This window comes from Variovorax sp. GrIS 2.14 (assembly GCF_046115955.1).
In the GTDB taxonomy this organism is placed as follows: Bacteria; Pseudomonadota; Gammaproteobacteria; order Burkholderiales; family Burkholderiaceae_C; genus Variovorax.
The window spans coordinates 25,983-51,061 of record NZ_JBJXIA010000010.1 but is presented as its reverse complement, the minus strand read 5'-3'; the positions used below and the strand labels follow the sequence as shown (position 1 = coordinate 51,061).

Genomic DNA, 25,079 nt, shown 5'->3' with positions numbered 1-25,079 from the left:
ATTTCGCTACGGAACCAAAAGCGCCAGTCACCGCGGGCCACCATCGAAGCAGCGGAATCAGCGCTTCATCGCGCGGGCCAGCGCCATCCGCGTATCGGCCCGCGCACTGGTGATCGACCACGCGAACACCCCCATGCCCGCGAATGCAAGCAAGACGCCGACCCAGCCGGTCGAGGTCCAGCCCAGGCCGGCGCTGATGGCCGCGCCGCCAAGCCACGCGCCGAGGGCGTTGGCCATGTTGAAAGCCGAGTGGTTGAGCGCAGCCGCCAGCGTCTGCGCGTCACCCGCCACGTCCATCAACCGGATCTGCAAGGCCGGTGCGATGGCGACGATGGTGCCCAGCAGGAAAACGTTGATGGCCGCGGTGACGACGTGGTGCGCCGCAAAAGAGAACAGCGCCAGCACCAGCGCCGACCACACCAAGAGACCGCCGATGGTGCGCAGCAACGACTTGTCAGCAAGCCGCGCGCCCACCAGGTTGCCGGCCACCATGCCCAGGCCGAACAACGCCAGCACGAAGGGCACGCCGGCCAGCGGCAACCCCGCCACTTCGATCAACGTCGGCTTGATGTAGCTAAACACCGAGAACATGCCGCCGAAGCCGATGGCACCGATGCCGAGCGTGAACCACACTTGCTTGCGCTTGAGTGCGCCGAGTTCGCGCCACGGGCTCGCACCGGCTTTAGGTGCGATGTCGGGGATGTCGCGGTTCAGCAGCACGATGGCGATCAAAGCGATCACGCCGACGAAGACGAAGGCAGCGCGCCAGCCGAAGACCTGCCCGAGCCACGCCGCGATCGGCACGCCGATCAGCGTGGCGCCCGTCAGCCCGAGCATCACGAGACCGACTGCGCGCGCGCGTCGATCGGGCGGTGCAAGTGCGGCGGCCACCAGTGCCGCGACGCCGAAGTAGGTTCCGTGCGGCAGGCCTGTGGCGAAGCGCAACAGGTTGAGCGAGAGGTAGCCCGGCGCGAGCGCGCTCGCGAAGTTGCCGGCTGCGAACACCGCCATCAGCGCGATGAGCAGCGCCCGACGATGCCAGCCCGCAGCCATCACGGCCAGTACCGGCGCACCGATGACGACGCCCAACGCATAGGCGCTGATGACGTGTCCGGCTTGCGGAATGCTGACCCCGATGTCGGCTGCCACTTCAGGCAGCAAACCCATGATGACGAATTCACCCGTGCCGATGGCGAAGCCGCCCACGCCGAGCGCAAGCATGGCGCGGCCGAAGTTGGCGTTGGACGGTGCAGTGGTTGCCGCTTCGGCCAGTGCAGCAGAAGAGGCGGCGATGGGAGGGTTCAAAACCGGATCCTTGAAAGGCCCGGCGACCCGCGGGCAAAAACAGATTTTAGGGTAAACCCCTAAATCCCTGTCCAAGCCCGAGACACCCCCTAGATCGCAACCAGCTGGCGCACGCCCTGCGCTTCCATGTCCTTGCCCAGACCGCGCGCGATGACTTCGCCGCGCTCCATCACGAGGTAGTCGTCGGCCAGCTCCTGCGCGAAGTCGTAGTACTGCTCGCACAGCACGATCGCCATGTCGCCGCGATCGGCCAGCATGCGAATGACACGACCGATGTCCTTGATGATCGATGGCTGGATGCCCTCGGTCGGCTCGTCGAGGATGAGCAGCTTCGGTCCCGGTGCGAGTGCCCGCCCGATGGCGAGTTGCTGCTGCTGACCACCGGAAAGATCGCCGCCACGCCGATGCAGCATCTGCTTGAGGACGGGGAAAAGCTCGTACAGCTCAGGCGGAATCGGCGTGCTGCCGCTCCTGTAGGCCAGCCCCATGCGCAGGTTTTCTTCGACGGTCAGCCGCGCAAAAATCTCGCGGCCTTGCGGCACGAAGCCCATGCCCGAACGAGCGCGCTCGTAAGGTGTCTTCTTCTGGATCGCCTGCCCGTCGAACTCGATGCTGCCGCTCTTGATCGGCACCAGGCCAATCAACGACTTGAGCAAGGTCGTCTTGCCGACGCCGTTGCGGCCGAGCAGCACGGTGACCTTGCCGAGCGTGGCCGTGAAGCTCACGTCGCGCAGGATGTGCGAACCGCCGTAGTACTGGTGAATGTTCTTGACTGTGAGCATGGTTGTTCTTTCTTCAGCGGCCAAGATAAACCTCGATGACCCGCTCATCCGCCTGCACCTCGTCCAGCGTTCCCTGCGCCAGTACAGCGCCATCGCACAGCACAGTGACGATCTCGGAGATCGTACGGATGAAGCTCATGTCGTGCTCCACCACCATCAAGGAGTGCTTGCCCTTGAGCGTCAGAAAAAGCTCTGCGGTGCGCGCCGTTTCTTCGTCCGTCATGCCAGCGACAGGCTCGTCGAGCAGCAGCAGCTTCGGGTCCTGCATCAACAGCATGCCGATCTCGAGCCACTGCTTTTGTCCGTGGCTCAGGTTGCCCGCCATGCGCGACACGCTGTCCGACAAGTGAATCGTCTCCAGGATTTCAGCAAGCCGATCGCTCTGCGTCGAGTCGAGTTTGAAGAACATCGAGCGCCATACGCCCTTGTCGGTCTTCAACGCAAGCTCGAGGTTCTCGAACACGGTGAGATGCTCGAATACCGTCGGCTTCTGGAACTTGCGACCGATGCCGAGCTGCGCGATGTCGGCTTCCTTGTGGCGCAGGAGGTCGATGGTGCTGCCAAAGAACACCGTGCCCGAATCGGGGCGCGTCTTGCCGGTGATGATGTCCATCATCGTGGTCTTGCCGGCGCCGTTGGGGCCGATGATGCAGCGCAGCTCGCCGGGCGCGATGTCCAGGCTCAGCTTGTTGATCGCCTTGAAGCCGTCGAAGCTCACGCTGACGTCTTCGAGGTACAGGATGCGACCGTGGGTGACGTCGACTTCGCCCGGCGTACCGATGCGGCCGTAGCCCGCCTCGCGGCCACCTGACTCGGTCGTCGAGCCGTGGTCGATGCCGTGCAGCTTGGCGACGCGTTGCGCGCCTTCTTCCATCAAGTCGGGTGTCATGCGCGTGCTCCTCCGGTTTCAGCCGCGAGCGAGCGTTGTGCTTCGAGCCTTGCAGCGGTCGGCGTGTTGTCGCGCTTCCACAATTTCTTGACCAGCCCGACGATGCCGTCCGGCAAGAAGAGCGTCACGGCAATGAAGATAGCGCCGAGGAAGTACAGCCAGTACTCCGGGTACGCGACCGTCAGCCAGCTCTTGGCGCCGTTGACGATGAAGGCGCCGATGATCGGCCCGATGAGCGTCGCGCGGCCGCCCACTGCGGCCCAGATGGCGATCTCGATCGAGTTGGCCGTGCTCATTTCGCCGGGGTTGATGATGCCGACCTGCGGCACGTACAAGGCACCGGCCACGCCGCACATGATGGCCGAGATGACCCAGATGGTGAGCTTGTACGGCAGTGGGTTGTAGCCCGAGAACATCACGCGCGTTTCGGCATCGCGAATGGCCTGCAGCACACGGCCGAACTTGCTTCCGATGAGCCACTTCGAGAACAAAAAGAACAGCAGCAACGTGATGCCGGTGAGCGCGAAGATCGTCATGCGCATCTCTTGCGTGGCAAGCGGAATACCCAGGATGCGCTTGAAGTCGGTGAAGCCGTTGTTGCCGCCGAAGCCCGTCTCGTTGCGAAAGAAGAGCAGCAGCGCCGCGAAGGTCAGCGCCTGCGTAATGATCGAAAAGTACACGCCCTTGATGCGCGAACGGAAGGCGAAGAAGCCGAACACCAGCGCGATCAGACCAGGCACCAGCACGATGAGGATCAGCGTCGCGATAAAGCTGCCGCTGAAGGTCCAGTGCCACGGCAGTTCCTTCCAGTCGAGGAACACCATGAAGTCCGGCAGGTCGCTCTTGTAGTTGCCGTCGCGGCCGATCTGGCGCATCAGATACATGCCCATCATGTAGCCGCCGAGCGCAAAGAACAGCCCGTGCCCGAGCGACAGGATGCCGGTGTATCCCCAAATCAAATCCATCGCCAGCGCGCAGATCGCGTAGCACATGATCTTGCCGACCAGTGCCACCGCGTAATCGCTCATGTGCAGCGGGCTGCCGTCCGGCACGACGATGTTGAGCACCGGTGCCACCGCGCAAATAACGATCAGCGCGATGAAGAAAATCGTCCAGCCTTTGCCGCTCATCAGCGGGCCCTTGGCGGGGAGTTTGACTTTGCTGATATTGGTCATGCTTCTGCACTCCGGCCCTTGATCGCGAAGATGCCCTGGGGCCGCTTCTGGATGAAGATGATGAGGAAGACGAGCACGCATATCTTTGCGAGCACCGCGCCGGCCCAGCCTTCGATGAACTTGTTCAGGATGCCGAGGCCGAGCGCCGCGTACACCGTGCCGGCCAGTTGCCCGACGCCACCCATCACGACCACCATGAAGGAGTCGACGATGTAGCTTTGGCCGAGGTCAGGACCGACGTTGCCGATCTGGCTGAGCGCACAGCCCGCGAGTCCTGCGATGCCCGAACCGAGCGCGAACGCGTAGGTGTCGATCCGCGCCGTGTTGACGCCCATGCACGAAGCGATCGGTCGGTTCTGCGTAACGCCGCGCACGAACAAACCGAGTCGTGTCTTGCCGATGAGCCAGCCCATCGCCAGCAACACCAGCACCGCGAAGACGATGATGCAGATGCGGTTCCAGGGCAGCGCGACGTTGCCGAGCATGGTGAAGCCACCGCTCATCCATGAGGGGTTTTCGACGCCGACGTTCTGTGCGCCGAACAGCGTGCGCACCAGCTGCTGCAGCATCAGGCTGATGCCCCAGGTGGCGAGCAATGTTTCGAGCGGTCGGCCGTAGAGGAAGCGGATGACGCCGCGTTCGAGGATGGCGCCGACCAGCGCCGACGCCAGAAACGAAACCGGGATCGCAGCGACCAGATAGCCGCCGAACCACGACTCCGGCAGGTAGCGCTGAAACAGCCCCTGCATCATGTAGGTGGCGTAGGCGCCGATCATCATCAGCTCGCCGTGGGCCATGTTGATGACGCCCATCAGGCCGTAGGTGATGGCAAGGCCGAGTGCGGCCAGCAACAGCACCGAGCCGAGGCTGATGCCGCTGAACACTGCGTTGATGCGGTCGCCCCACACCAGCGCGCCGTCGATGCTGGCAATGGCTTTTTGCAGCGCCGCCTTGACGGTCGGGTCGCTCTCGTCGGTCAGGCGTTCGTTCAGCAGCAGCTTGGTGTCGGGGTTCTTGCTTTCGGACAACGCGGCCGCAGCGGCGATGCGCTTGGCGGCATCGGCGCTGTTGAGCAGCGAGGCCGCGCGCACCAGTTCGAGCTTGGCCTTGATGGCGGTGTTGGTCTCGCCGGCCAGCACCTTCTCGACCATCGGAATACGCGACTCGTCCGGATCTTTGAGCAGCGCGTTGGCGGCTTCGAGGCGCACCGCCTCGTCCTTGCTGCTCATCAGGGTGAGCATCGATTTCGCAGCGTCGAGGGCGCCGCGCATCAGGTTGTTGTTGACCACGTCTTCGGCCGTGTCGGGCACCTTGAGCTCGGCACCGGTGACCGGGTCGTAGCCCTTTACTTCTCCGTTCTGGTCCTTCATCACGAAGACCTTGTCTTCGGTGACCTTGACGGCATCGTCGGTCAGCGCCTGAATGAAGGCAGTCGTCTTGTCGTCGGCGGTGGCGACGGCCTTGTTGAGCGCGGCAACTCGGTCTTCGGTCTCGCCGGTCGCGATGGCCTTGGCTTCGTCTGCGGTCAATGCATGCGCATGTGCGGACACCAGAAGCAGCGCGGCGAAAGCGGCATGCAAGATTCGGCGCGGGGCTGTCTTCACATCATCCTCAAATAAAACAGGGCCCGATCCTCAAAGAAAAGATCGAGCCCAGAACAGGTCACTTGAACGAGGCGAGCGAAAGTTAAGAAGATTTCCCTGCTGGTTGGTCAGGCTTTTTGTCGTTGCCTTCGATGAACGGGCTCCAGGGCTGCGCCTTGACTGGCGCCGGCGTTTTCCACACCACACCGAACTGGCCGTCGGCCTTGATTTCACCGATGAACACCGGCTTGTGCAGGTGATGATTCTTCGGGTCCATTTCGACGGTGAAGCCGTCCGGTGCCTTGAAGGTCTGGCCGGCCATGGCGGCAATGACCTTGTCGGTGTCGGTCGACTTGGCCTTCTCGACGGCCTGCTTCCACATGTTGATGCCGACGTAGGTGGCTTCCATCGGATCGTTGGTCAAAGGCTTGTCCATCTGACCCGGCAGCTTCTTCGCCTTGGCGTAGTCGCTCCACGTCTTGATCCAAGCGGTGTTGGTCGGGTTCTTGACCGACATGAAGTAGTTCCATGCAGCAAGGTGGCCGACGAGTGGCTTGGTGTCCACGCCACGGAGTTCTTCTTCGCCTACCGAGAAGGCGACGACCGGCACGTCCTTGGCCTTCAGGCCGGCGTTGCCGAGTTCCTTGTAGAACGGCACGTTGGAGTCACCGTTGATCGTCGAGATCACGGCCGTCTTGCCACCTTGAGAGAACTTCTTGATGTCGGCAACGATGGTTTGATAGTCGCTGTGGCCGAACGGCGTGTACTTCTCGTCGATGTCCGAGTCCTTCACACCCTTGCTCTTCAGGAAGGCGCGCAGGATCTTGTTGGTGGTGCGCGGGTAGACGTAGTCGGTGCCCAGCAGCACGAAGCGCTTGGCGCCGCCGCCGGCCTTGCTCATCAAATACTCGACAGCGGGAATGGCTTGCTGGTTAGGCGCTGCACCCGTGTAGAACACGTTCTTGGAGAGCTCTTCGCCTTCGTATTGCACGGGGTAGAACAAGAGGCCGTTCTGCTCTTCGATCACCGGCAGAACCGATTTGCGCGACACCGAGGTCCAGCAGCCGAAGATCACGGCGACCTTGTCCTGACCCAGCAGCTGCTTGGTCTTTTCAGCGAACAGCGGCCAGTTGGAAGCCGGGTCGACGATCACGGGCTCGAGCTGCTTGCCCATCACGCCGCCCTTTTTGTTGATCTCTTCGATCGTCATCAGCGCCATGTCCTTGAGCGCTGTTTCGGAGATCGCCATCGTTCCCGACAGGGAGTGCAGGATGCCGACCTTGATGGTTTCGGCTGCGAAAGCGGGGGCCACGCCCAGTGCCGCGAAAGCGACGCTGGCGGTAAGTGCCTTGAGTGTGAAACGACGTTGCATGTGCATCCTTCTCCGGTTGTATTGAACTTGTCGCCAGCACCTTCGCTGTCGATGGACGGAGTGTGCTGACGAGGTCGTCTCCTACAAATACGCCGGGTGGCGTACGAGATCAGGCGCGGGCGAACTGCCGCGCCGCAAAGGCCCACGCCATCCGCGTCGCATCCGGACCCGCCGGGTCGCTGAAGGCCAAGCGCGCAGCGCCACCGCTCCATGCGTGACCCAGGCCGGCGATCTCGCACAACGTGACGCTGGTCTTGCCGCGCAGCTTGAAGTCGGTCACGCGCATCGGATGCCGCCGCCCGCGCTGCAGTCGGCGTGACGCGGCAGGCACTGCACCGGTGGCTGCGGCCCACACCGCAGCGGCGCTGCCGGCATTGCTCGGCGACACCACGACGTCACGATCGCCATGCAGGACGAGCAGGGGCGGCAGCGTGGTCATCGCCGCGGCGGCGCCCATTGCCTTGCCGACGGCAGTGACCGGCATGGGCGGCACGTGGCGCCCGCGCATCGCCGCCAGTGCCGTGGCCGACGACTTGGCGGCGCCGGGCGCTACGCCGGAGTGCATGACCACAGCTTTAAAGCGCGCGGGATAGTGGGTCGCCAGGAGCGCTGCCATGCCGGCACCTGCCGAAAGCCCGGCGACCGCGACGCGCGCGCGGTCGGCCGCATACAGCACGCAGACCTGATCGACCGCCGCCATCAGCGTTGCGGCTTCGGCGGCCGACTTGCCCGAGCGGGTCTCGTACCAGTTCCAGCAGCCTTGCGGATGGTGGAGCCTGTCTTGCTCGGGGTAGAGCACGAGAAAGCGATGGCGGGTGGCCAGCGCATTCATGCGAGTAATGGCAGCGAAGTCGCGTCCGGTCTGGCCGCAGCCATGCAGCATGACCATCAGTGGAAGCTTCTCGCCCGGTGCGAGGTCGAGGTCCGATGGGCGAAACAAGTGATATCGCCGCGCGCCGCCGGGGCCGAGCGCCATGCCGGCGAGCCAGTCGCCCTTGCCGGGTGGCGGCTTCAGTTGCTTGACTGCCGCGCGCTGCACTTCGCTGACCGCACGCTTGCCGGTCTTGATCGTGGCCTTCGTCCCTGCTTTGAGCGCGGCTTTGGTGAGCGCGCGCAGGTTGCGCTGATAGGCGCGCGTGAACGATGACGTCAGCGAAGACGTCAGGGAGGAGATGGAGCTGCGACGGGCCATGACGCCAGTGTGCACGCCGTAGATGACGTTGTCAGGAGTCCGGCATGCAAGTGCGGCGGCGCCCGCCGCATCGAACAACTGGCGCGTTGCATCGGTCTCCACCAGTGCTGGCGGTTCAGCATCGGGTCTTTCGACCTGCTATCGGCCTCGACTGGCGGCGGTGTCGACCACGAGCGCGCCATTCAGCTCGCGTATGCGCTGGTCGACGTAGTAGCCGCCGTATTCGGTGTAGCGAAGCAACGGCCGCGCGCAACGAACGCACCGCCAGACCTCGCAGCGGTTGTAGGGAAAGTGGCCGAGCGCGACCGGTGCATCGGCCGCGTCGTAGCGGGTGCCTTGCGGATGGTGTTCTTCGAGCGTCGGCTCGTCGTACGGATCGCGATCGTTGGTCCGTCCCGCGAGGCGCAGCAAAGACGCGTCGAAGGTAGCGGGCAGACTTTCCCAACCGGGGCACTGCAGCGCGCTGCAAGCACACACGGCATGGGGCGGCGTGTACTGCAGAGCGATCGCAACGATCTGTACGGCAGTGAGCGCCGGCATCAAGTCGTCAGTCAGGCGTGGCGCCTGAGGTCTTCACGACCTTGGTCCACTTGTCGCGATCCTTTTCCGCGAAGGCCTGGAACTCCGGCGTCGTCATGGCCATCGGCTCGGCACCGAGCGTGAAAAGGCGGGCCTTCATCTCGGTGCTGGAGAGCGCTTCACGGACCGCATCGTTGAGCTTCTTCGCGATGGCCGGATCCAGGCCAGCCGGCGCCATGAGGCCGTACCACGGCTTGGCATCGAAGCCCGGCAGGCCGAGTTCGGCCACGGTCGGGATGTCGGGGAAAGCCGCGGACCGAACCGCACCGGTGCTGGCCAGCACCTTCACTTTGCCAGCCTTGACGTGAGGCATGGCGGGCACCGGGTTCTCGAACGAGATCGGCACCTGGCCGGCCAGCAGATCGTTCATCGCCGGGCCCGAGCCCTTGTAGGGAATGTGCTGCATCTTGATGCCGGCCGCCTGGTTGAACATCTCTCCGATGATGTGCTGCGGCGTGCCCGAGCCGGCGGAGGCGAAGTTGATCTTCTCACCCTTCTTGGCGCGCGCGATCAGGTCCTTGATGGACGTGATACCCGACGCCGGATTGGCCAGCACCACGAACGATGCGTTGGCGATCGGCGCGACGAAGGTGAAGTCCTTGATCGAGTCGTACGGGATCTTCGCGTAGAGCGAAGGCGAAATCACGATCGGCCCGCTGGCGGCCAGCAACAGCGTGTAGCCATCGGGCGCGGCCTTCGCGACGTAGTCGGTGCCGACGTTGCCGCCCGCACCACCCTTGTTTTCGACGATGACGGTCTGCCCCAGCTTTTGCTGCAGCGGCTGCGCGAGCAGACGCGCCAGCACGTCGGTGGTGCCGCCCGGCGCATAGGGCGAAATGATCCTGATCGATTGTTTGGTGGGCCAGGGCGGCGCCTGTGCCAGCGCAAGGCTGGGCAGTAGCGCAGCGGCGGCAACGGCGGCGGCGAATGACGGCAAGGCGGTGGCGAATACGCGGCGCTGAATCATTTGGAAAGTCCCTTGTTTGATCGACCGCCACCTTGCCACAACTGACACATGCCTGTCATCGGCAGCGCCCACGATGCGCGGGGTTACTCCAACATCAAAAAAAAACGCCATGAACACCCTTGCGGCTTCCGACGCGAATCTTCCGGTACATCCGAAGCCGGCGCAACGGCCAAAGCTCGACGCCAAGCCCGGCCCGGTCACCCTGATCGTCTTCGCGGGCTTGCTCGCCGCCGGGCTCTTGTACACCGCTTGGAGCCTGACGACCGACGTACGCGCGGCCAGCGCACCGACCACGACCTGGGTGCCGTACATCCTGCTTGGTGTCGCCCTGCTGGTGGCGCTGGGCTTCGAGTTCGTCAACGGTTTTCACGACACGGCCAACGCAGTAGCCACGGTGATCTACACACACTCGCTACCGCCGAATTTCGCAGTCGTCTGGTCGGGCTTCTTCAATTTTCTGGGCGTGCTGGTGTCGAGCGGTGCGGTGGCCTTCGGCATCATCTCGCTGCTGCCGGTCGAGCTCATCTTGCAAGTCGGCTCAGGGGCTGGCTTTGCCATGGTGTTCGCGCTGCTGATCGCCGCCATCGTGTGGAACCTCGGCACCTGGTGGCTCGGTTTGCCAGCGTCTTCTTCGCACACGTTGATCGGCTCGATCATCGGTGTCGGCGTTGCCAATGCGCTGATGCACGGGCGCGACGGAACCAGTGGCGTGGACTGGCCGCAAGCCGTGAAGATCGGCTATTCGCTGCTGCTGTCGCCGCTCGTCGGCTTCGGCTGCGCGGCCTTGCTGTTGCTCGCGCTGCGCGCCTTCGTCAAGAACCGCGCACTCTACGAGGAGCCACGCGGCGAGGCTCCTCCGCCCTGGTGGATTCGCGGTCTGTTGATCCTGACCTGCACCGGCGTGTCGTTCGCGCACGGCTCCAATGATGGGCAAAAAGGCATGGGGCTGATCATGCTGATCCTCGTCGGCACGGTGCCGATGGCGTACGCGCTCAATCGCTCGATGCCGGCAGATCAAGCGGTACGCTTCGTCGCGGTCGCAGAGAGCGCACAAAGCGCGCTGAACCGCAATGCATCGGCGGTTGCATCGCTGCCTGCGCTGCAGCCTGCGGCGGCACGCGAAGTGCTGTCGACCTATGTGCGCACACGCGAGTTCAATGCATCGGTCGTGCCTGCACTCGGCGCGACGGCCGGCAGCATCGCACAGCAGGTGAAGGAACACGGCTCGCTCGCTGGCGTGCCGGCAGACGCCGTGGCCAACGTGCGAAACGACATGTACCTGGCGTCGGAAGCGCTGCGCCATCAGGGCAAGAGCGACGCTGCGCATTTCGATACCGACACCACGGCCAAGGTTGGCGAGTTTCGCAAGGAAATCGACGACGCCACCAAGTTCATTCCGCTGTGGGTCAAGGTCGTCGTCGCGATCGCCCTGGGCCTCGGAACCATGATCGGCTGGAAGCGCATCGTGGTCACCGTCGGAGAGAAGATCGGCAAGACGCACCTGAGCTATGCGCAAGGTGCTTCGGCCGAACTGGTCACGATGGTGACCATCGGCGCCGCCGACATGTACGGGCTGCCGGTGTCGACCACGCACGTGCTGTCTTCCGGCGTGGCGGGTTCGATGGTGGCCAATGGCTCCGGCCTGCAGATGTCGACGCTGCGCAACTTGGCGATGGCGTGGGTGCTGACCTTGCCGGTGGCGATGCTGCTGTCAGGCTCGTTGTACTGGCTCTTCACGCACATCTTTTGAGCGCGGCGAGCGGTGCGGTGAATGGCGGGGTCGCAGCCTCCTATGGCGGTGACGGAGCCGGGCTGATCTGCGGCTATCTGTTCGATGCCGAGGCGTCGCAGCCGGTGCGCCCGCTCGACTCGGCAGCGGCTGCCGCCTACCTGGCCCAGACGGCTGCAGCCGGAATTGCAGGCCACGACAAAAGTTATCTCTGGCTGCACTTCAACCTGAGCCATGCCCAGGCCGAGCGGTGGCTCCGCCGGCACGCGCACCTCTCCGACACCTTCTTCGAGACGCTGCACGAAGGCCTGCCGTCGACCCGCATCGAGCGCGCCGACGATGCGCTCATCGCCGTCATCAACGACGTGCACTTCGAGTTCAGCTTCGAGCCATCGGACATCTCGACGCTGTGGATCAGCGTCGGCCCGCGGCTCGTGGTGACGGCGCGCACCCAGCCGCTGCGCTCGGTCGATGCGCTGCGCACGGCTGTGAATGCCGGCGACGCGCCGCGGTCGAGCACCGAACTGCTCGAACACCTGCTGCGTGCCCAGGCCGACGTGCTGGTGCACATCGTGCGCGACGCGACATCGCGCATCGACGCGATAGAGGACGACCTGCTGGCCGCGCGCCTCGACAACAAGCGCGCGCGGCTCGGCGGGCTGCGCCGGATGCTGGTGCGCCTGCAACGCCTGCTCGCACCCGAGCCGGCAGCGCTTTTCCGCTTGCTGCAGAACCCGCCCGGCTGGATGACCGAAGCCGATGCGCAGGAGCTGCGCGGTTCGACTGAAGAGTTCTCGGTCGTACTGCGCGACATGCAGGCGCTGCAGGAGCGCATCAAGCTGCTGCAGGAGGAGATCGCGGCCAACGTCAATGAAGACAACAACCGCAGCCTCTTCGTGCTGACGGTGGTCACGGTGCTCGCGCTGCCGATCAACATCATGGCGGGGCTCTTCGGCATGAACGTCGGTGGCATTCCGCTGGCCGAACACAAGCACGGCTTCTGGATCGTGGTGGCGCTCATCATGAGCTTCACCGCGGTGGCGGCGCGGCTGGCTTTCCGCAAGAAGAAGTGACGTTAGCGGGGCGTTTGCGGCAGGTCCTGCGCGTGCAGGATGCAAGGCATAAAATTACAGAGTGCACAACATCCTGAACGCCGATCTGCATTGCCATTCCGTGGTTTCCGACGGCACACTGACGCCGGAGGCCCTGGCTGCCCGCGCAGCGGCGAACGGCGTCGAGCTGTGGGCGCTCACCGACCATGACGAAGTCGGCGGCCAGCACCGCGCCGCTGCTGCGGCCCGCGAAAACGGCATGCGCTATCTGACGGGCACCGAGATCTCCGTCACCTTCGCGAATGAAACGGTGCACATCGTCGGGCTCGGCTTCGACCCGGACGACGCCGCCATCAGTCAGGGCCTTTACGACACGCGCGGCGGTCGCGGCAAGCGGGCCATGGAAATGTCCGAGGGGCTGGCCAAGGTCGGCATCAAGGGTGCCTACGAAGGCGCACTCACTTTCGTCGGCAACCCTGAATTGATTTCGCGCACGCACTTCGCGCGCTTCCTGGTCGAAAGCGGCGTTTGCAAAGACACCTACGAGGTCTTTCGCAAGTACCTGACCGAGGGCAAGCCGGGCTACGTGCCGCACCGCTGGGCCACGCTCAAGGACGCGATCCGCTGGATCACCGACGCCAAGGGCATCGCTGTGATCGCGCATCCGGGTCGCTACAAGTTCACCGCCAACGAGGAGTACGCGCTATTCCTCGAATTCCAGGCGCACGGCGGCAAGGCGATCGAGGTCGTTACCGGGAGCCACACGCCGGCCGAGTACGTCGAGTACGCCGACAAGGCACTTGAATTCGGCTTTGCGGCATCGCGCGGCAGCGACTTCCATAGCCCCGACGAAAGTCACATGGACCTCGGCAAGCTCCCCTGGCTGCCCGGCAAACTCACGCCGGTCTGGGAACTGCTCGAAAACCGCATTCAGTGAGCGCGGTGCAGCCAGCGGAGCGGGGCGCGCGCGATCTCGAATCCGAACGCATCCTGGCCGGTATCGGCATGGTGGTTTTGGCAGTGGCCTGCTTTTCGACGCTCGACACCGCCACCAAGATTTCGGTCGGCGCGGTGCCGATCATCATGGGCGTGTGGTTTCGTTACGCCTTCCAGGCGGTCGCGACGACAGCTGTGTTGCTGCCGGTCTATGGGACATCCTTGCTGGCCACGGCACATCCCAGGTACCACGTGCTGCGCGGCGCTTTGCTGCTGACGACCAGCCTTTTCGCTTTTTTCAGCCTGCGCTACATGCCGCTGCCGGAGTTCACCTCCATCGTGTTGATCGCGCCGCTGGTCATCACACTGCTGGCCGCCACGATCTTCAAAGAGCGTGTGTCTCCGCTGCGCTGGACGCTGGTATGTGGCGGCTTCCTTGGCACGCTCGTCATCCTGCGCCCGGGTGGCAGCAGCTTCAGCTGGGCGATCTTGTTGCCGATGGGGCTGGTGCTGACCAACGCATGGTTCCAGTTGCTGACGAGCAAGCTGGCGCAGACCGAGAATCCGCTCACCATGCATTTCTATACCGGCTGGGTCGGCACGCTGATCGCGTCGTGCGCCCTGCCTTTCGTTTGGACGGCGCTGCCCTCGTGGCATTGGTGGGCGCTGTTGTGCCTGATGGGGTTCATGGGCACGGTGGGCCATTTTTTGCTCATCCTGGCGTACCAGCGCGCAGCCGCATCGACGCTCACCCCGTACCTCTACGCACAGATCGGCTTTGCGATGCTCGGCGGCTGGTTGATGTTCTCGCACGTGCCGGACATTGCGTCGCTGGCGGGCATCGGGCTGATCGCGGTATGCGGCGCGGCCGGCGCCTGGCTCACCGTCAAAGAGCGGCGCTTGCCCATCGAGCCTGCCGAGGGCTGAACCTGCTCAACCTGTTTTTGAATCGGCTCACCCCGAGCCCGCGAACCTGATCGATTGCCATGGCCCAGTTTTTTGAAGTGCATCCCGAAAACCCGCAGCAACGACTGCTGAAGCAGGCGGTTGCTTTGCTCGCGCGCGGCGAAATCGTCGCCGTGCCGACCGACTCCAGCTACGCGCTGGCCTGCCACCTCGACGACAAGGACGCGGTCGACCAGCTGCGCCGCATCCGGCAGGTCGACGAGAAGCACCACCTCACCCTGCTATGTCGCGACCTGAGCGAGGTGTCGCATTACGCCCGCGTCGACAACAAGCAGTACCGGCTGTTGAAAGCGGCGACACCCGGCCCGTACACCTTTCTGCTCGAAGCGACAAAAGAGGTGCCTCGCAGAGTGAGCCACCCGCAGCGCAAGACCATCGGCCTACGTGTGCCCGATCACAAAGTGTTGTGCGACTTGCTCACGCTGCACGGCGCCCCACTGCTCGCGACCACGCTGATCCCCCCCGGCGAGACCGAGGCGCTGAATGACGCGCAGACGATTCGCGAGCGCTTCGAAAAGCAGCTCGGCGCCGTCATCGACGCCGGCGCCTGCCCGTCCGAGCCGACCACCGTGGTCGACCTGACGCCGATGGGTACCGGCGACGACCCGGTCGTGATCCGCATGGGCCGCGGCTCGCTCGCGCTGCTGGGGTTGTGACCTGATTGCCGACGGTCACGAAGAGCCTCCCCACTTTCGTCTGAGACAATCGAACCGGTGGACATTCCCAACCTGATTCAAAGCATCCTCATCTACGCGTTGCCCGTGCTCTTCGCGATCACAGTGCATGAGGCGGCCCACGGCTACGTGGCCCGGCACTTCGGCGACAACACGGCCTATGTGATGGGCCGGGTGACCCTCAATCCGTTCAAGCACATCGACCCGATCGGCACGATCCTGATGCCGTTGATGCTGTACTTCGCGACCTCGGGCGCGTTCCTGTTCGGCTACGCCAAGCCAGTGCCGGTCAACTTCGGCAATCTGCGTAACCCGAAGCGCGACATGATCTGGGTCGCACTCGCGGGGCCGGGCTCGAACTTCATCCAGGCGATCCTCTGGGCGCTGGTCTTCGTCGGTCTCATCGCTGGGGGGGTGAGCGAACCGTTTTTCATCAAGATGGCGCAGGGCGGCGTGCTGGTGAACCTGGTGATGTGCGCTTTCAACCTGTTCCCGTTGCCGCCGCTCGATGGTGGCCGCGTGCTCGCCGGACTGCTGCCGCGCGGACAAGCCCAGACGTTTTTGGCGCGCATCGAACCCTATGGCTTTTTCATCGTGATGGCGCTCGTGCTTGCAGGCGTCGTCAGCAAATACTGGCTCAGCCCGCTCATGGCGGTCGGCTACCACGTCATCGACCTGCTGATTTCGCCACTGACGGCACTGCTGCGTTGACTCGAGCCCTATTCGACATGGCTTCATCCACACCTCCCAAAGCAACCCGGTTTCTGACCGGCATCACCACATCGGGCACGCCGCATCTCGGCAACTACGCCGGCCTGGTGCGGCCGTCGGTGCGCTTCAGCCAGCGCGCCGATGTGCAGAGCTTTTATTTCATGGCGGACTACCACGCCCTCATCAAGATCGATGACCCGGCGCGCATCCAGCGTTCGACGCTTGAAATTGCTGCCAGCTGGTTGGCCTGCGGGCTCGACCCCGAGCGCGTTGTCTTCTACCGCCAATCCGACATCCCCGAGATTCCGGAACTCACCTGGCTGCTGACCTGCGTCACCGGCAAAGGCATCCTGAACCGTGCGCACGCGTACAAAGCCTCCGTAGACAAAAACATCGCCAAGGGTGAAGACCCGGATGCGGACGTCACCGCGGGCCTCTTCATGTACCCGGTGCTGATGGGCGCGGACATCCTGATGTTCAACGCGCACAAGGTGCCGGTCGGGCGCGACCAGATCCAGCACATCGAAATGGCGCGCGACATCGCGCAGCGCTTCAATCACTCGTACGGCGAGCATTTCGTGTTGCCCGAAGCCGAGGTCGACGACGCGGTTGCCACCTTGCCCGGCCTCGACGGCCGCAAGATGAGCAAGAGCTACGACAACACCATTCCGCTGTTCTCGCCGCGAGCTCAGCTGCAAAAACTCATCGGCGGTATCGTGACCGACTCGTGCGCGCCGGGCGAGCCGAAGCAGACCGAGGGCTCGGCCCTGTTCCAGATTTTTCAGGCGTTCGCGACTGCCGACGAGACAGCCGCAATGCGCAAGGCCTACGTCGAAGGCATCGGCTGGGGCGACGCCAAGCAAATGGTCTTCGAGCGGATCGACCGAGAACTGACGCCGCTTCGCGAGCGCTACGAAGCGTTGATGAATGACCCCGCGCAAATCGAGCGCACCTTGCTGATCGGTGCCGACAAGGCCCGCGAACTTTCTCGTCCTTTCATGGCGACGCTGCGCCACGCTGTCGGGCTGCGCAGCCTTGCCAGCCTGGGCGGTCAGGATGCCGGTGTCGGCAAGAAAGCCGGCAAGGGTGGCAAGACGGGCAAGCCGACGTTCAAGCAATACCGCGAGCGCGACGGACTCTTTTATTTCAAGCTGCTCGATACCCACAACGACACGCTGCTGCAAAGCCGTGGCTTTCAGTCGCCGCAAGAAGCCGGACGCGCCATCGGGGCACTGCGATACCAACCGAATGAAGCACTCGCTGCGCTCGCAGAACAGCTGGAACCGGTCGACAATGACGGGCGGCGCGCCGTGATGGCTGCGCTGGAGGAACTCGCCGGTCAGGCGAGCTGAAGTAAAGGGAGAGATTCGCGCGCCTAGCAACAGTCAATATATAAGTTGCGCACAAACGAAAGCAAAACATGAGCATTTACGTCATCGATGATCACCCCTTGATGCGCGACGCCATCGTCATGGTGCTGCGGCGCCTGCGGCCAGCCGAGAACATCGTGGAACTCGAGCGCCTCGACAAGCTCGCCAACGCAGTCAAGCAGCACGGTACGCCCGGCCTGTTTTGCCTCGACCTCAAATTGCCCGACACGACCGGTGTTTCCGGCGTGATCGCGGTCAAGCAGACCTATCCGGATGTGCCGATCGCCGTGTACTCGGCCTCGCCTGCTGCAGACATGGAAGAAGCCTGCATCGAAGCGGGTGCCGACCAGTACATCGAAAAGTCAGCCAGTTCCGCCGAATTGACGGCCGCCCTGCGCGGTCTCTTGATGGCCGACTCGGATGTCGAAGAGCCTGCGGCAGCCGCCAACAGCAAGTTGTCGAAGCGCCAGACGCAGCTCATCGCCATGCTCGACAAGGGCATGAGCAATCGCGACATCGCGTCTGAGCTCGAAATCAGCGAACACACCGTCAAGGTGCATCTGTGGCGTCTGTTCCGGCGACTCGGCGTGAAGAGCCGTACGCAGGCGCTGCATTACGCACGGACCAACGGTTTGCTGTCCGGCTGATTGACTGGTTAGCCTTCCGGCTAACTCCAGGACCCCCCAACCAGGGGTTTATCAGCCGACCGCAGAACTGACCCGGGATTGCGCCTGCGATTCATCGGCGTCGTGCAATGCAACCCGAAACACGCTGCCGCGTCCGAGCCGCGATCGCACGCTCACCGGATGGCCTAGCGCGTGCGACAGGCGAGCCACGATGGCGAGTCCGAGGCCGAAACCATCGGACGTGCCGGCATGGTCGGCCACCTTGTAGAACTCCAGGAACACGTCGCGCAGATGTTCGCGCGCGATGCCGATGCCGGTATCCCACACCTCGACCCGGAGGCCATCGCGCGTTTGCCGCGACGCCAGCAGCACGCCTCCCTCGACGGTGTACTTGATGGCGTTGGCAATCAGATTGCCGATCATCCGGCGTACGCGAATGGGGTCGGTCAGCACCGTGCCCTTGGCAATGTGCACTTGGAACTTCAAGCCCTTGGCCTCCGCCACCGGCCGGTACTGCAGCTCCAGGTCGTGCAGCAGTTGGCCGACATCGACCCGCTCGATGTGCAGCCGCACCTGACCGGAATCGATGCGCGCCAGGTCGAACAGCGAATCGAACAGCGCGTTGACCGCATGCGTGGCGCGGACGATCTTCGGCGCGATCTCCTGCACCAGCTCTGGCTCGTTGCGGAGCCAGTCGGCGTAGAGAGACAGCGCCAGCACGGGCTGCCGCATGTCGTGTGCCGCGCTTGCTAGGAAACGGTTTTTCATGGCCACGGCCGACACGGCAGCCTGCCGTTGCTGGGTCAGCGAGGCAATCAGGATGTGGTTATGAAAGAGCAGTTCGAAGCTGTTGCGGGCCGTTTCGTGGATGCGCCGGCCGGCGCGCAGCAGCAGCCACCAATGCAGCATCGGCAGCAGCAGAAAGCCGTAGTTGAAATGCGGCTTCTCGAAATTCATCTCGACAATGCGGAACAGCACCGCGGCGAGCATCGTGATGAAGAGCGTGTTGACGTAGCGCTTGAGCAATGGCGGGTGCAGTGCCAGCCCGTTGAGCGGAAACGTTGCCACCCCGGCCACGATCAACCAGCTCATGAACTGGTTGATGAGCGGCGTGCGCTCGAAAAAGATCAGGATCGACAGGCCCCAGGCAAAGGCGCTGATGCTCCAGAGAAAGTGATATTTCTCGACAAACCGCTGCTGCCCGTCGGAGTCGCGATCGGCATAGCGGCGCGTGTAGACCTGTTCGCCCCAGACGCGGCAGCACGTGGCGGCGACCCCGATAGCCAGCCACACCATCAGTTGCCACAGCGGCACGTAGCCCCAGCTCAACCCGATCATGGCAGGCAGCAGTGCGGCAGCCAGAAAATGCGAGCCGCGGGATGCCCGCATCAAACTTCGGATCAGCTCACCGCGGACCCACGGTTCTGCTTCATCGGCCGAGGCTGGCGCCGGCGTGAGGCTGGCGAAGGACGAATTGCCCAGGCCGGCAAAGGAAGAATTGCCCTTCATGTTTCCGAATGGCACCCCGCCGCGGGGTCTACAAAAAAGCCCCTTCGACAAAGGGGCCCCTGAAAGAGAGCGAAGCAGTCACGAATCAAGCTGAACCCCGCATGCCTTGTAGGTTTCCCCGACCTGTGCGCCTCGCGACTTGCCTGCCGTTGGCGGTCGAGGGGTCCTACATTGTCACCGAAAGTTTCCCCGACAGCGTCGCACCGGCGCAACTCTTAACCGCAGAACAGACGCAAAAAAGCCCCGGCTGGCGGGGCTTTAGCAATCCATCGCTGGAGGAGAGGGAGGGATTCGAACCCTCGGTACGTTTCCGTACGCCTGATTTCGAGTCAGGTACATTCGACCACTCTGCCACCTCTCCGGTCGCTGTCGAGCCTCAGATTCTAGCAGAGGCTCGGAGCATTTCGAGTCCGCCGAGGTAAGGATGCAACGCTCGCGGCACGGTGATGGACCCATCGGCGTTCTGATGATTTTCGAGCACCGCGACCAGCGTGCGTCCGACCGCCAGCCCAGAGCCGTTGAGCGTGTGCACGAGTTCGTTCTTGCCTTGCGCGTTCTTGAACCGCGCCTGCAATCGGCGCGCCTGAAAAGCTTCGCAGTTGGAGACCGAGCTGATCTCGCGGTACGTGTCCTGCGCCGGCAACCAGACTTCCAGGTCGTAGGTCTTGCTGGAGCCAAAGCCCATGTCGCCGGTGCACAACAGCACCACGCGGTACGGCAACTCCAGCGCCTGCAGCACCGCCTCGGCATGGCCGGTCATGGCTTCGAGCGCTTCGTAGCTGCGATCGGGGTGCGTGATCTGCACCATCTCGACCTTGTCGAACTGGTGCTGCCGGATCATGCCGCGCGTGTCGCGCCCGGCGCTGCCGGCTTCGGAGCGAAAGCACGGCGAGTGCGCGGTCAGCTTGATCGGCAACGTCGACTCGGCCACGACCTCGTCGCGCACGAAGTTGGTCAGCGGAACTTCGCTGGTCGGAATGAGGTAGAGCGCCTGGTTGTCCGGCACCGGCTCGCCGTCTTGCCCGCCCTTTTTAGCGGCGAAGAGGTCGCCTTCGAACTTGGGCAACTGGCCGGTGCCGCTGAGCGATGCCGCGTTGACGATGTACGGCACATAGCATTCCGTGTAGCCGTGTTTCTCTGTCTGCATGTCGAGCATGAACTGTGCGAGCGCGCGATGCAGCCGGGCGATCGGCCCTTTCAACACGCTGAAGCGCGAACCAGCGAGCTTGGTGCCCATCTCGAAGTCGAGGCCGAGCGGTTCACCCAGGTCGACATGGTCTTTCGCTTCGAAGCCGAGCCGCGTGGCCGCGGCGCCGGCACCGCCTTGCGGCGCCCAGCGACGCACTTCGACATTGCCGTGCTCGTCGGTGCCGACCGGCACGCTGGCATGCGGCAAGTTGGGCACTGCCAGCAACAGCGCCTGCAGTTCCGGCTGGATGGCTTCGAGGCGACCGCCTTGCGCCTCTTGCTCGGCCTTGAGCGCGTTGACCTCGGTCATCAATGCGTCGACAGATTCGCCCTTGGCTTTCAGTGGGCCGATCTGCTTGTTGAGCGTGTTGCGCCGTGCCTGCAACTCTTCGGTTCGGACCTGAAGGATCTTGCGTTCAGCCTCCAGCGCTGTGAAGGCATGAACGTCGAGAAAGGTCTGATTGGCTTTGCGGGTTTCGAGTCGGGCAACGACCGAGGGGAGGTCCTTGCGGAGCAGGGTGATGTCGAGCATCCACCGATTTTAGGTGGCGACGACGCCAGCTCAAGTCAGCCGACGCACGCGGTCACGCCAAAGTGGCCGGATCGACATTGGCGCCGCAGACGATCAGGCAGACGCGTTCGCCGTCGCGCACACGGTATGCGCCGGTTTGCAGCGCCGCCAGCGGCAACGCCGCCGCCGGCTCGACCGCCAGCTTCATCTCTTTCCATAGCCATCGCTGCGCCGCGCGAATCGCATCGTCCGGCAGCAGCAGCGCATCGCGTACCTGGCGCTGCGTGATGTCCCACGACAGCGCGCCGATGCGCTTGGCACCGAGCGAATCGGCAGCGATACCGCCAACTTCCACATCGACCGGCTCGCCGGCTTCACGGGCACGGAACAGCGTCGGCGCGTGTTCGGGTTCGATCGCGACCACGCGGCTGCGCTGCTCGAACCAGGCCGCCAGCCCGCCGATCAGCCCACCGCCACCGACGCTCACCAGAACCGAATCGGGCAAGCCGCCCTGCGCTTCGATTTCGCGGCCCAGCGTGCCGGCACCGGCCACCACTTCGGGTTGGTCGTAGGCGTGGGTCAACAGCGCACCGGTTTCCTTTTGGCGCGCGATGCAGGCGGCCAGCGCATCCGGGTAAATCTCGCCGACCACGACCACTTCCGCACCCAAGTCACGCAACCGGTCGCGCTTGGCTTCGGGCGACACACCGGGCAAAAACACCTCACAGCGCACGCCCAACGCACGCGCTGCTGCCGCCGTCGCGATGCCTGCGTTACCCCCCGATGCGACCACCACGCCGCTGGCCGGAATGTCGTTGGCCAGCAGCCGGTTCATCATGCCGCGCGCCTTGAAGCTGCCGCTGACCTGCAGGTGTTCCAGCTTCAACCAGACCTCGGCACCAGGTGCTACCAAGCCAACGGCCGAAGCCGGCAGTTTCCACAGCGGGGTCTGGAGCAGGAAGTGCCCGGCACGCGCGTGCAGCCGTTGCGCCGCGTCTTCGATCTCGCGGCGCCAGTCGATCGTTGTCGTGCTCACGAGATATGCCCCGGTGAAGATTGGCCAGCGAGCCGAAGCCCCTTCGGCAGCGGGAACTTGACCGTCTCCACGATGCCGTCCATCTTGCGCACCGACACCGCTCCGAGCGCCTTCACGCGATCGATCACTTCCGTCACCAGAATCTCCGGCGCAGAAGCGCCGGCCGTGATCCCGATGCGACTCTTGCCTTCGAACCATGCGGGCTGAAGTTCGTCCGCCGAATCGACCATGTAGCTCTCGGTGCCCAGGCGCTGCGCCAGTTCGCGCAACCGATTGCTGTTCGAGCTGGTCGGGCTGCCGACGACGATCACCAGGTCGACTTGCGGGCTCATGATCTTGATCGCGTCCTGCCGGTTTTGCGTCGCGTAGCAGATGTCCTGCTGCTTGGGCTCGCGCACCTTCGGAAAGCGCGCGCGCACGGCGGCGGCGATCTCGGCCGCGTCGTCCACGCTCAATGTGGTCTGCGTCACGACCGCCAGTTTTTCGCTCTGTGCCGGCTGCACGGTCGCCACATCGGCGACGTCTTCGACAAGGTGGATGCCGCCCGTGAGCTGGCCCATCGTGCCCTCGACTTCAGGATGCCCCTTGTGGCCGATCATGATGAATTCGTAGCCCTCCTTGGCGAGCTTGGCGACCTCGACGTGCACCTTGGTGACGAGCGGGCAGGTCGCGTCGAAGATGTCGAAGCCCCGCGCGCGGGCCTCTTGCTGCACCGCCTTGCTGACACCGTGCGCACTGAACACCAGCGTCGAGCCCGGCGGCACATCGGCCAGGTCTTCGATGAAGATCGCGCCCTTCGACTTGAGCTCGTTCACCACGTAGGTGTTGTGCACGATCTCGTGGCGCACATAGATCGGCGCACCGAACTTGGCCAGGGCGCGCTCCACGATTTCGATGGCGCGGTCAACACCTGCGCAAAAGCCGCGTGGCTCGGCCAACACGATTTCGTCGAGCGTTTTCACTTCGGTCACAGCACGCCGATCAGCTGCACTTCGAAGGTCACGGGCTGTCCGGCCAGCGGATGGTTGAAGTCGAAGCGCACCGCCGTCGCGTTCGACTCGATCACCGCACCGGCGTAGCTTCCGGCGCCATCGGGCGTCGGAAACTGGACCACATCGCCGACCGCATAGCGCTCGTCGGGGTCACCCATTTTGGCGAGCAACGTCTTGGCGACCCACTGCTGCATCTCGAGATTGCGGTCGCCGAAAGCTTCACCGGCGGGTAGCTGGAAGGTGTCATGCGCGCCTTCTTCAAGTCCGATCAGCCGTGCTTCCATCGCGGGTGACAGCTCGCCGTTGCCGAGCGACAGCGTCGCTGGTTTGTCCGCGAAGGTGTTGATGACGTCGCCCGCCGGACCGGCGAGCCGGTAATGCAAGGTGAGGAACGAGCCCGCATTCACGACAGGCGCGGTAACTTGGGGGGCGGCGGCAGAAACGGCGGTGGGAGGCAAAGACAAAATGGGTGTCCCGATAAACTGGCCCTCATTTTAGGGAGCCGGGCTCGCAGGCTCCAGTTCCGCGCCCAATTCCCTCACCGACTGCCTGCATGGCCTTCAAGGACCTCCCCGCCGACGCCCGCCCGCGCGAGAAGCTGCTTGCTCGCGGCGCCGGTGCGCTAGGCGACGTTGAATTGCTGGCGCTGCTGCTGCGCACCGGCATGGTCGGCAAGAACGTGCTCCAGTTGTCGCAGGAACTGCTCGACACCTTCGGCGGCCTCGCCGGCCTGCTCAACACCAGCCTGGACGACCTGAAAAAGATCAAGGGTCTCGGTGGACCGGCGAAGCGCGCCGAGCTCACCGCCGTGCTCGAACTCGCGCGCCGCGCCATGGCCGAGCGGCTGAAAGAGCGGGCGGTGTTCGACTCGCCGGAAGCCGTCAAGCACTACCTGCAACTGCACATCGCATCGCGGCCACATGAAGTTTTCGCAGCGTTGTTCCTCGACGCGCAACACCGGTTGATCGCACTCGAAGAACTGTTTCGCGGCACGCTGACGCAAACCAGCGTCTACCCGCGCGAGGTCGTCATCCGCGCACTGCACCATCACGCCGCGGCCGTGGTGCTGGCGCACAACCATCCGAGCGGCAGCGTCGAGCCATCGCGCGCCGACGAGTCGCTAACACAGACATTGAAAGCGGCGCTGGCGCTGGTCGACGTCCGCGTGCTCGATCATGTGATCGTCGCGGCGGGCCAGACCCTGTCGATGGCAGAAAAAGGATTGATCTGATGGCACGCGTCAAAGCGTATTCCGGCAAACCACCTGCGGGCCTGCGCCCTGGCCTGCGCTCACTCGCCGATCTGAAGCAGATTCAGCAAACGCTGGCGACGGAGCGTGAACGCGAGGCCGCCGCCGACGCGCTGCGACTCGCTGTCGAGAAAAAACGCGCCGCGGAAAAAGACCTGTTCAGCCGCGCTATAGGCGCCACCGAACCGCTCCGGCGCAAAGCGTCTGTGGTGCTAACGCCCGAGCCACCGGCGCCCATTCCATACCAACATCAGCTCGACGAACAACGCGTGATGCGCGAGTCGATCAGCGACGAATTCGACGTCACCACGCTGCTTGATGTCGACGACGCGATGAGCTTTCGCCGCCCCGGCATCGGTACCGACGTCACGCGCAAGCTGCGTGCAGGCGAGTGGGCGATCCAGCGACAGTGCGACCTGCATGGACTGCGAAGCGACGAAGCGCGTGAGGCGCTCGGCGCCTTCATCCGCACCTCGCACCGTCAAGGGATCCGTTGCGTGCGCGTGGTGCACGGAAAGGGACTGGGCTCGCCCGGCAAGATGCCGGTGCTCAAGACCAAGACGCAGCGCTGGCTGATCCAGAAGATCGAAGTGCTGGCCTTCGTGCAGGCCAAGCCGGCTGAAGGCGGCGCGGGCGCGCTGGTGGTGTTGCTGGCGCCGGTGGGACGCCAGTAGCGCTGTCGGCGC

General features: G+C 64.0%; 24 protein-coding genes and 1 tRNA gene. 10 read left to right on the top strand and 15 right to left on the bottom strand.

Features of this window, described 5'->3' with window-relative positions; genetic code table 11:
* Nucleotides 1–57: 57 nt before the first annotated feature.
* From RCH10_RS16770 to RCH10_RS16730, 9 genes are all read right to left on the bottom strand, one after another.
* The gene (locus RCH10_RS16770; protein WP_409053374.1) at nt 58–1,272 is read right to left on the bottom strand and encodes an MFS transporter; all 1,215 of its coding nucleotides are present in this window, start codon (nt 1,270–1,272) and stop codon (nt 58–60) included.
* A gap of 122 nt (nt 1,273–1,394) precedes the next feature.
* Nucleotides 1,395–2,087, bottom strand: a complete 693-nt coding sequence (gene urtE / locus RCH10_RS16765) for an urea ABC transporter ATP-binding subunit UrtE (RefSeq protein WP_409053249.1) — start codon at nt 2,085–2,087, stop codon at nt 1,395–1,397.
* A gap of 13 nt (nt 2,088–2,100) precedes the next feature.
* On the bottom strand, nt 2,101–2,976 hold the full coding sequence (gene urtD / locus RCH10_RS16760; RefSeq protein ID WP_409053248.1) for an urea ABC transporter ATP-binding protein UrtD: 876 nt from the start codon (nt 2,974–2,976) through the stop codon (nt 2,101–2,103).
* Nucleotides 2,973–4,151 (bottom strand): urea ABC transporter permease subunit UrtC, encoded by a 1,179-nt coding sequence (gene urtC, locus RCH10_RS16755; RefSeq protein WP_409053247.1) that lies wholly within the window; start codon nt 4,149–4,151, stop codon nt 2,973–2,975. Before urtC ends, urtD begins: the two co-directional genes overlap by 4 nt.
* Entirely contained in the window at nt 4,148–5,734 is a 1,587-nt protein-coding gene (gene urtB, locus RCH10_RS16750; RefSeq protein ID WP_409053373.1) for an urea ABC transporter permease subunit UrtB, read from the bottom strand. The genes urtC and urtB overlap by 4 nt, the downstream gene beginning before the upstream one ends.
* A 103-nt stretch (nt 5,735–5,837) precedes the next feature.
* Nucleotides 5,838–7,106 (bottom strand): urea ABC transporter substrate-binding protein, encoded by a 1,269-nt coding sequence (gene urtA, locus RCH10_RS16745; protein ID WP_409053246.1) that lies wholly within the window; start codon nt 7,104–7,106, stop codon nt 5,838–5,840.
* A 109-nt stretch (nt 7,107–7,215) separates the two neighbouring features.
* The gene (locus RCH10_RS16740; protein WP_409053372.1) at nt 7,216–8,298 is read right to left on the bottom strand and encodes an alpha/beta hydrolase family esterase; all 1,083 of its coding nucleotides are present in this window, start codon (nt 8,296–8,298) and stop codon (nt 7,216–7,218) included.
* A gap of 138 nt (nt 8,299–8,436) precedes the next feature.
* A complete protein-coding gene (locus tag RCH10_RS16735; protein ID WP_409053245.1) occupies nt 8,437–8,838 on the bottom strand; it encodes a hypothetical protein in 402 nt (133 codons plus the stop codon).
* A gap of 7 nt (nt 8,839–8,845) precedes the next feature.
* Nucleotides 8,846–9,844, bottom strand: coding sequence for a Bug family tripartite tricarboxylate transporter substrate binding protein (locus RCH10_RS16730; protein WP_409053244.1), 999 nt, complete (start codon nt 9,842–9,844; stop codon nt 8,846–8,848).
* 109 nt (nt 9,845–9,953) lie between these two features.
* Here RCH10_RS16730 and RCH10_RS16725 point away from each other — a divergent pair, with 109 nt between their 5' ends.
* The 8 genes from RCH10_RS16725 (at nt 9,954) to RCH10_RS16690 (ending at nt 17,929) form a co-directional block, all read left to right on the top strand.
* The gene (locus RCH10_RS16725) at nt 9,954–11,594 is read left to right on the top strand and encodes an inorganic phosphate transporter (RefSeq protein WP_409053243.1); all 1,641 of its coding nucleotides are present in this window, start codon (nt 9,954–9,956) and stop codon (nt 11,592–11,594) included.
* On the top strand, nt 11,591–12,646 hold the full coding sequence (locus tag RCH10_RS16720) for a transporter (protein WP_409053242.1): 1,056 nt from the start codon (nt 11,591–11,593) through the stop codon (nt 12,644–12,646). Before RCH10_RS16725 ends, RCH10_RS16720 begins: the two co-directional genes overlap by 4 nt.
* 61 nt (nt 12,647–12,707) lie before the next feature.
* Nucleotides 12,708–13,562 carry a 3',5'-nucleoside bisphosphate phosphatase gene (locus tag RCH10_RS16715; RefSeq protein WP_409053241.1) on the top strand — a complete coding sequence of 285 codons (855 nt, stop codon included), beginning with the start codon at nt 12,708–12,710 and terminating at the stop codon, nt 13,560–13,562.
* Between the two features lie 68 nt (nt 13,563–13,630).
* Nucleotides 13,631–14,488 (top strand): DMT family transporter, encoded by an 858-nt coding sequence (locus tag RCH10_RS16710; protein WP_323495558.1) that lies wholly within the window; start codon nt 13,631–13,633, stop codon nt 14,486–14,488.
* A 59-nt stretch (nt 14,489–14,547) separates the two neighbouring features.
* Nucleotides 14,548–15,183 (top strand): L-threonylcarbamoyladenylate synthase, encoded by a 636-nt coding sequence (locus RCH10_RS16705; protein WP_409053240.1) that lies wholly within the window; start codon nt 14,548–14,550, stop codon nt 15,181–15,183.
* Between the two features lie 57 nt (nt 15,184–15,240).
* Nucleotides 15,241–15,912 (top strand): site-2 protease family protein, encoded by a 672-nt coding sequence (locus tag RCH10_RS16700; RefSeq protein WP_409053239.1) that lies wholly within the window; start codon nt 15,241–15,243, stop codon nt 15,910–15,912.
* A 17-nt stretch (nt 15,913–15,929) separates the two neighbouring features.
* Entirely contained in the window at nt 15,930–17,264 is a 1,335-nt protein-coding gene (locus tag RCH10_RS16695) for a tryptophan--tRNA ligase (protein WP_409053238.1), read from the top strand.
* A gap of 68 nt (nt 17,265–17,332) precedes the next feature.
* Entirely contained in the window at nt 17,333–17,929 is a 597-nt protein-coding gene (locus tag RCH10_RS16690; RefSeq protein ID WP_187054667.1) for a LuxR C-terminal-related transcriptional regulator, read from the top strand.
* A gap of 51 nt (nt 17,930–17,980) precedes the next feature.
* Here the strand turns inward: RCH10_RS16690 and RCH10_RS16685 are convergent, their stop codons facing one another.
* The 6 genes from RCH10_RS16685 to RCH10_RS16660 all read right to left on the bottom strand — a co-directional run bounded on the left by RCH10_RS16685 (nt 17,981) and on the right by RCH10_RS16660 (nt 23,602).
* A complete protein-coding gene (locus RCH10_RS16685) occupies nt 17,981–19,417 on the bottom strand; it encodes a sensor histidine kinase (protein WP_409053237.1) in 1,437 nt (478 codons plus the stop codon).
* A gap of 273 nt (nt 19,418–19,690) precedes the next feature.
* Nucleotides 19,691–19,778, bottom strand: a tRNA-Ser gene (locus RCH10_RS16680).
* A gap of 15 nt (nt 19,779–19,793) precedes the next feature.
* Entirely contained in the window at nt 19,794–21,137 is a 1,344-nt protein-coding gene (gene serS, locus RCH10_RS16675; RefSeq protein ID WP_323495444.1) for a serine--tRNA ligase, read from the bottom strand.
* Between the two features lie 52 nt (nt 21,138–21,189).
* Nucleotides 21,190–22,152 (bottom strand): threonine/serine dehydratase, encoded by a 963-nt coding sequence (locus tag RCH10_RS16670; RefSeq protein WP_409053236.1) that lies wholly within the window; start codon nt 22,150–22,152, stop codon nt 21,190–21,192.
* Complete coding sequence (ispH, locus tag RCH10_RS16665; protein WP_187054909.1) at nt 22,149–23,114, bottom strand: 4-hydroxy-3-methylbut-2-enyl diphosphate reductase; 966 nt, start codon at nt 23,112–23,114, stop codon at nt 22,149–22,151. The genes RCH10_RS16670 and ispH overlap by 4 nt, the downstream gene beginning before the upstream one ends.
* 5 nt (nt 23,115–23,119) lie before the next feature.
* Nucleotides 23,120–23,602 (bottom strand): peptidylprolyl isomerase, encoded by a 483-nt coding sequence (locus RCH10_RS16660; RefSeq protein WP_409053371.1) that lies wholly within the window; start codon nt 23,600–23,602, stop codon nt 23,120–23,122.
* Between the two features lie 95 nt (nt 23,603–23,697).
* Here RCH10_RS16660 and radC point away from each other — a divergent pair, with 95 nt between their 5' ends.
* Both radC and RCH10_RS16650 read left to right on the top strand, forming a co-directional pair.
* Nucleotides 23,698–24,375: a RadC family protein gene (gene radC, locus RCH10_RS16655; RefSeq protein WP_187054664.1), complete on the top strand. Its 678-nt coding sequence runs from the start codon at nt 23,698–23,700 to the stop codon at nt 24,373–24,375.
* Nucleotides 24,375–25,067: a Smr/MutS family protein gene (locus RCH10_RS16650; protein ID WP_409053235.1), complete on the top strand. Its 693-nt coding sequence runs from the start codon at nt 24,375–24,377 to the stop codon at nt 25,065–25,067. The genes radC and RCH10_RS16650 overlap by 1 nt, the downstream gene beginning before the upstream one ends.
* Nucleotides 25,068–25,079: the final 12 nt, after the last annotated feature.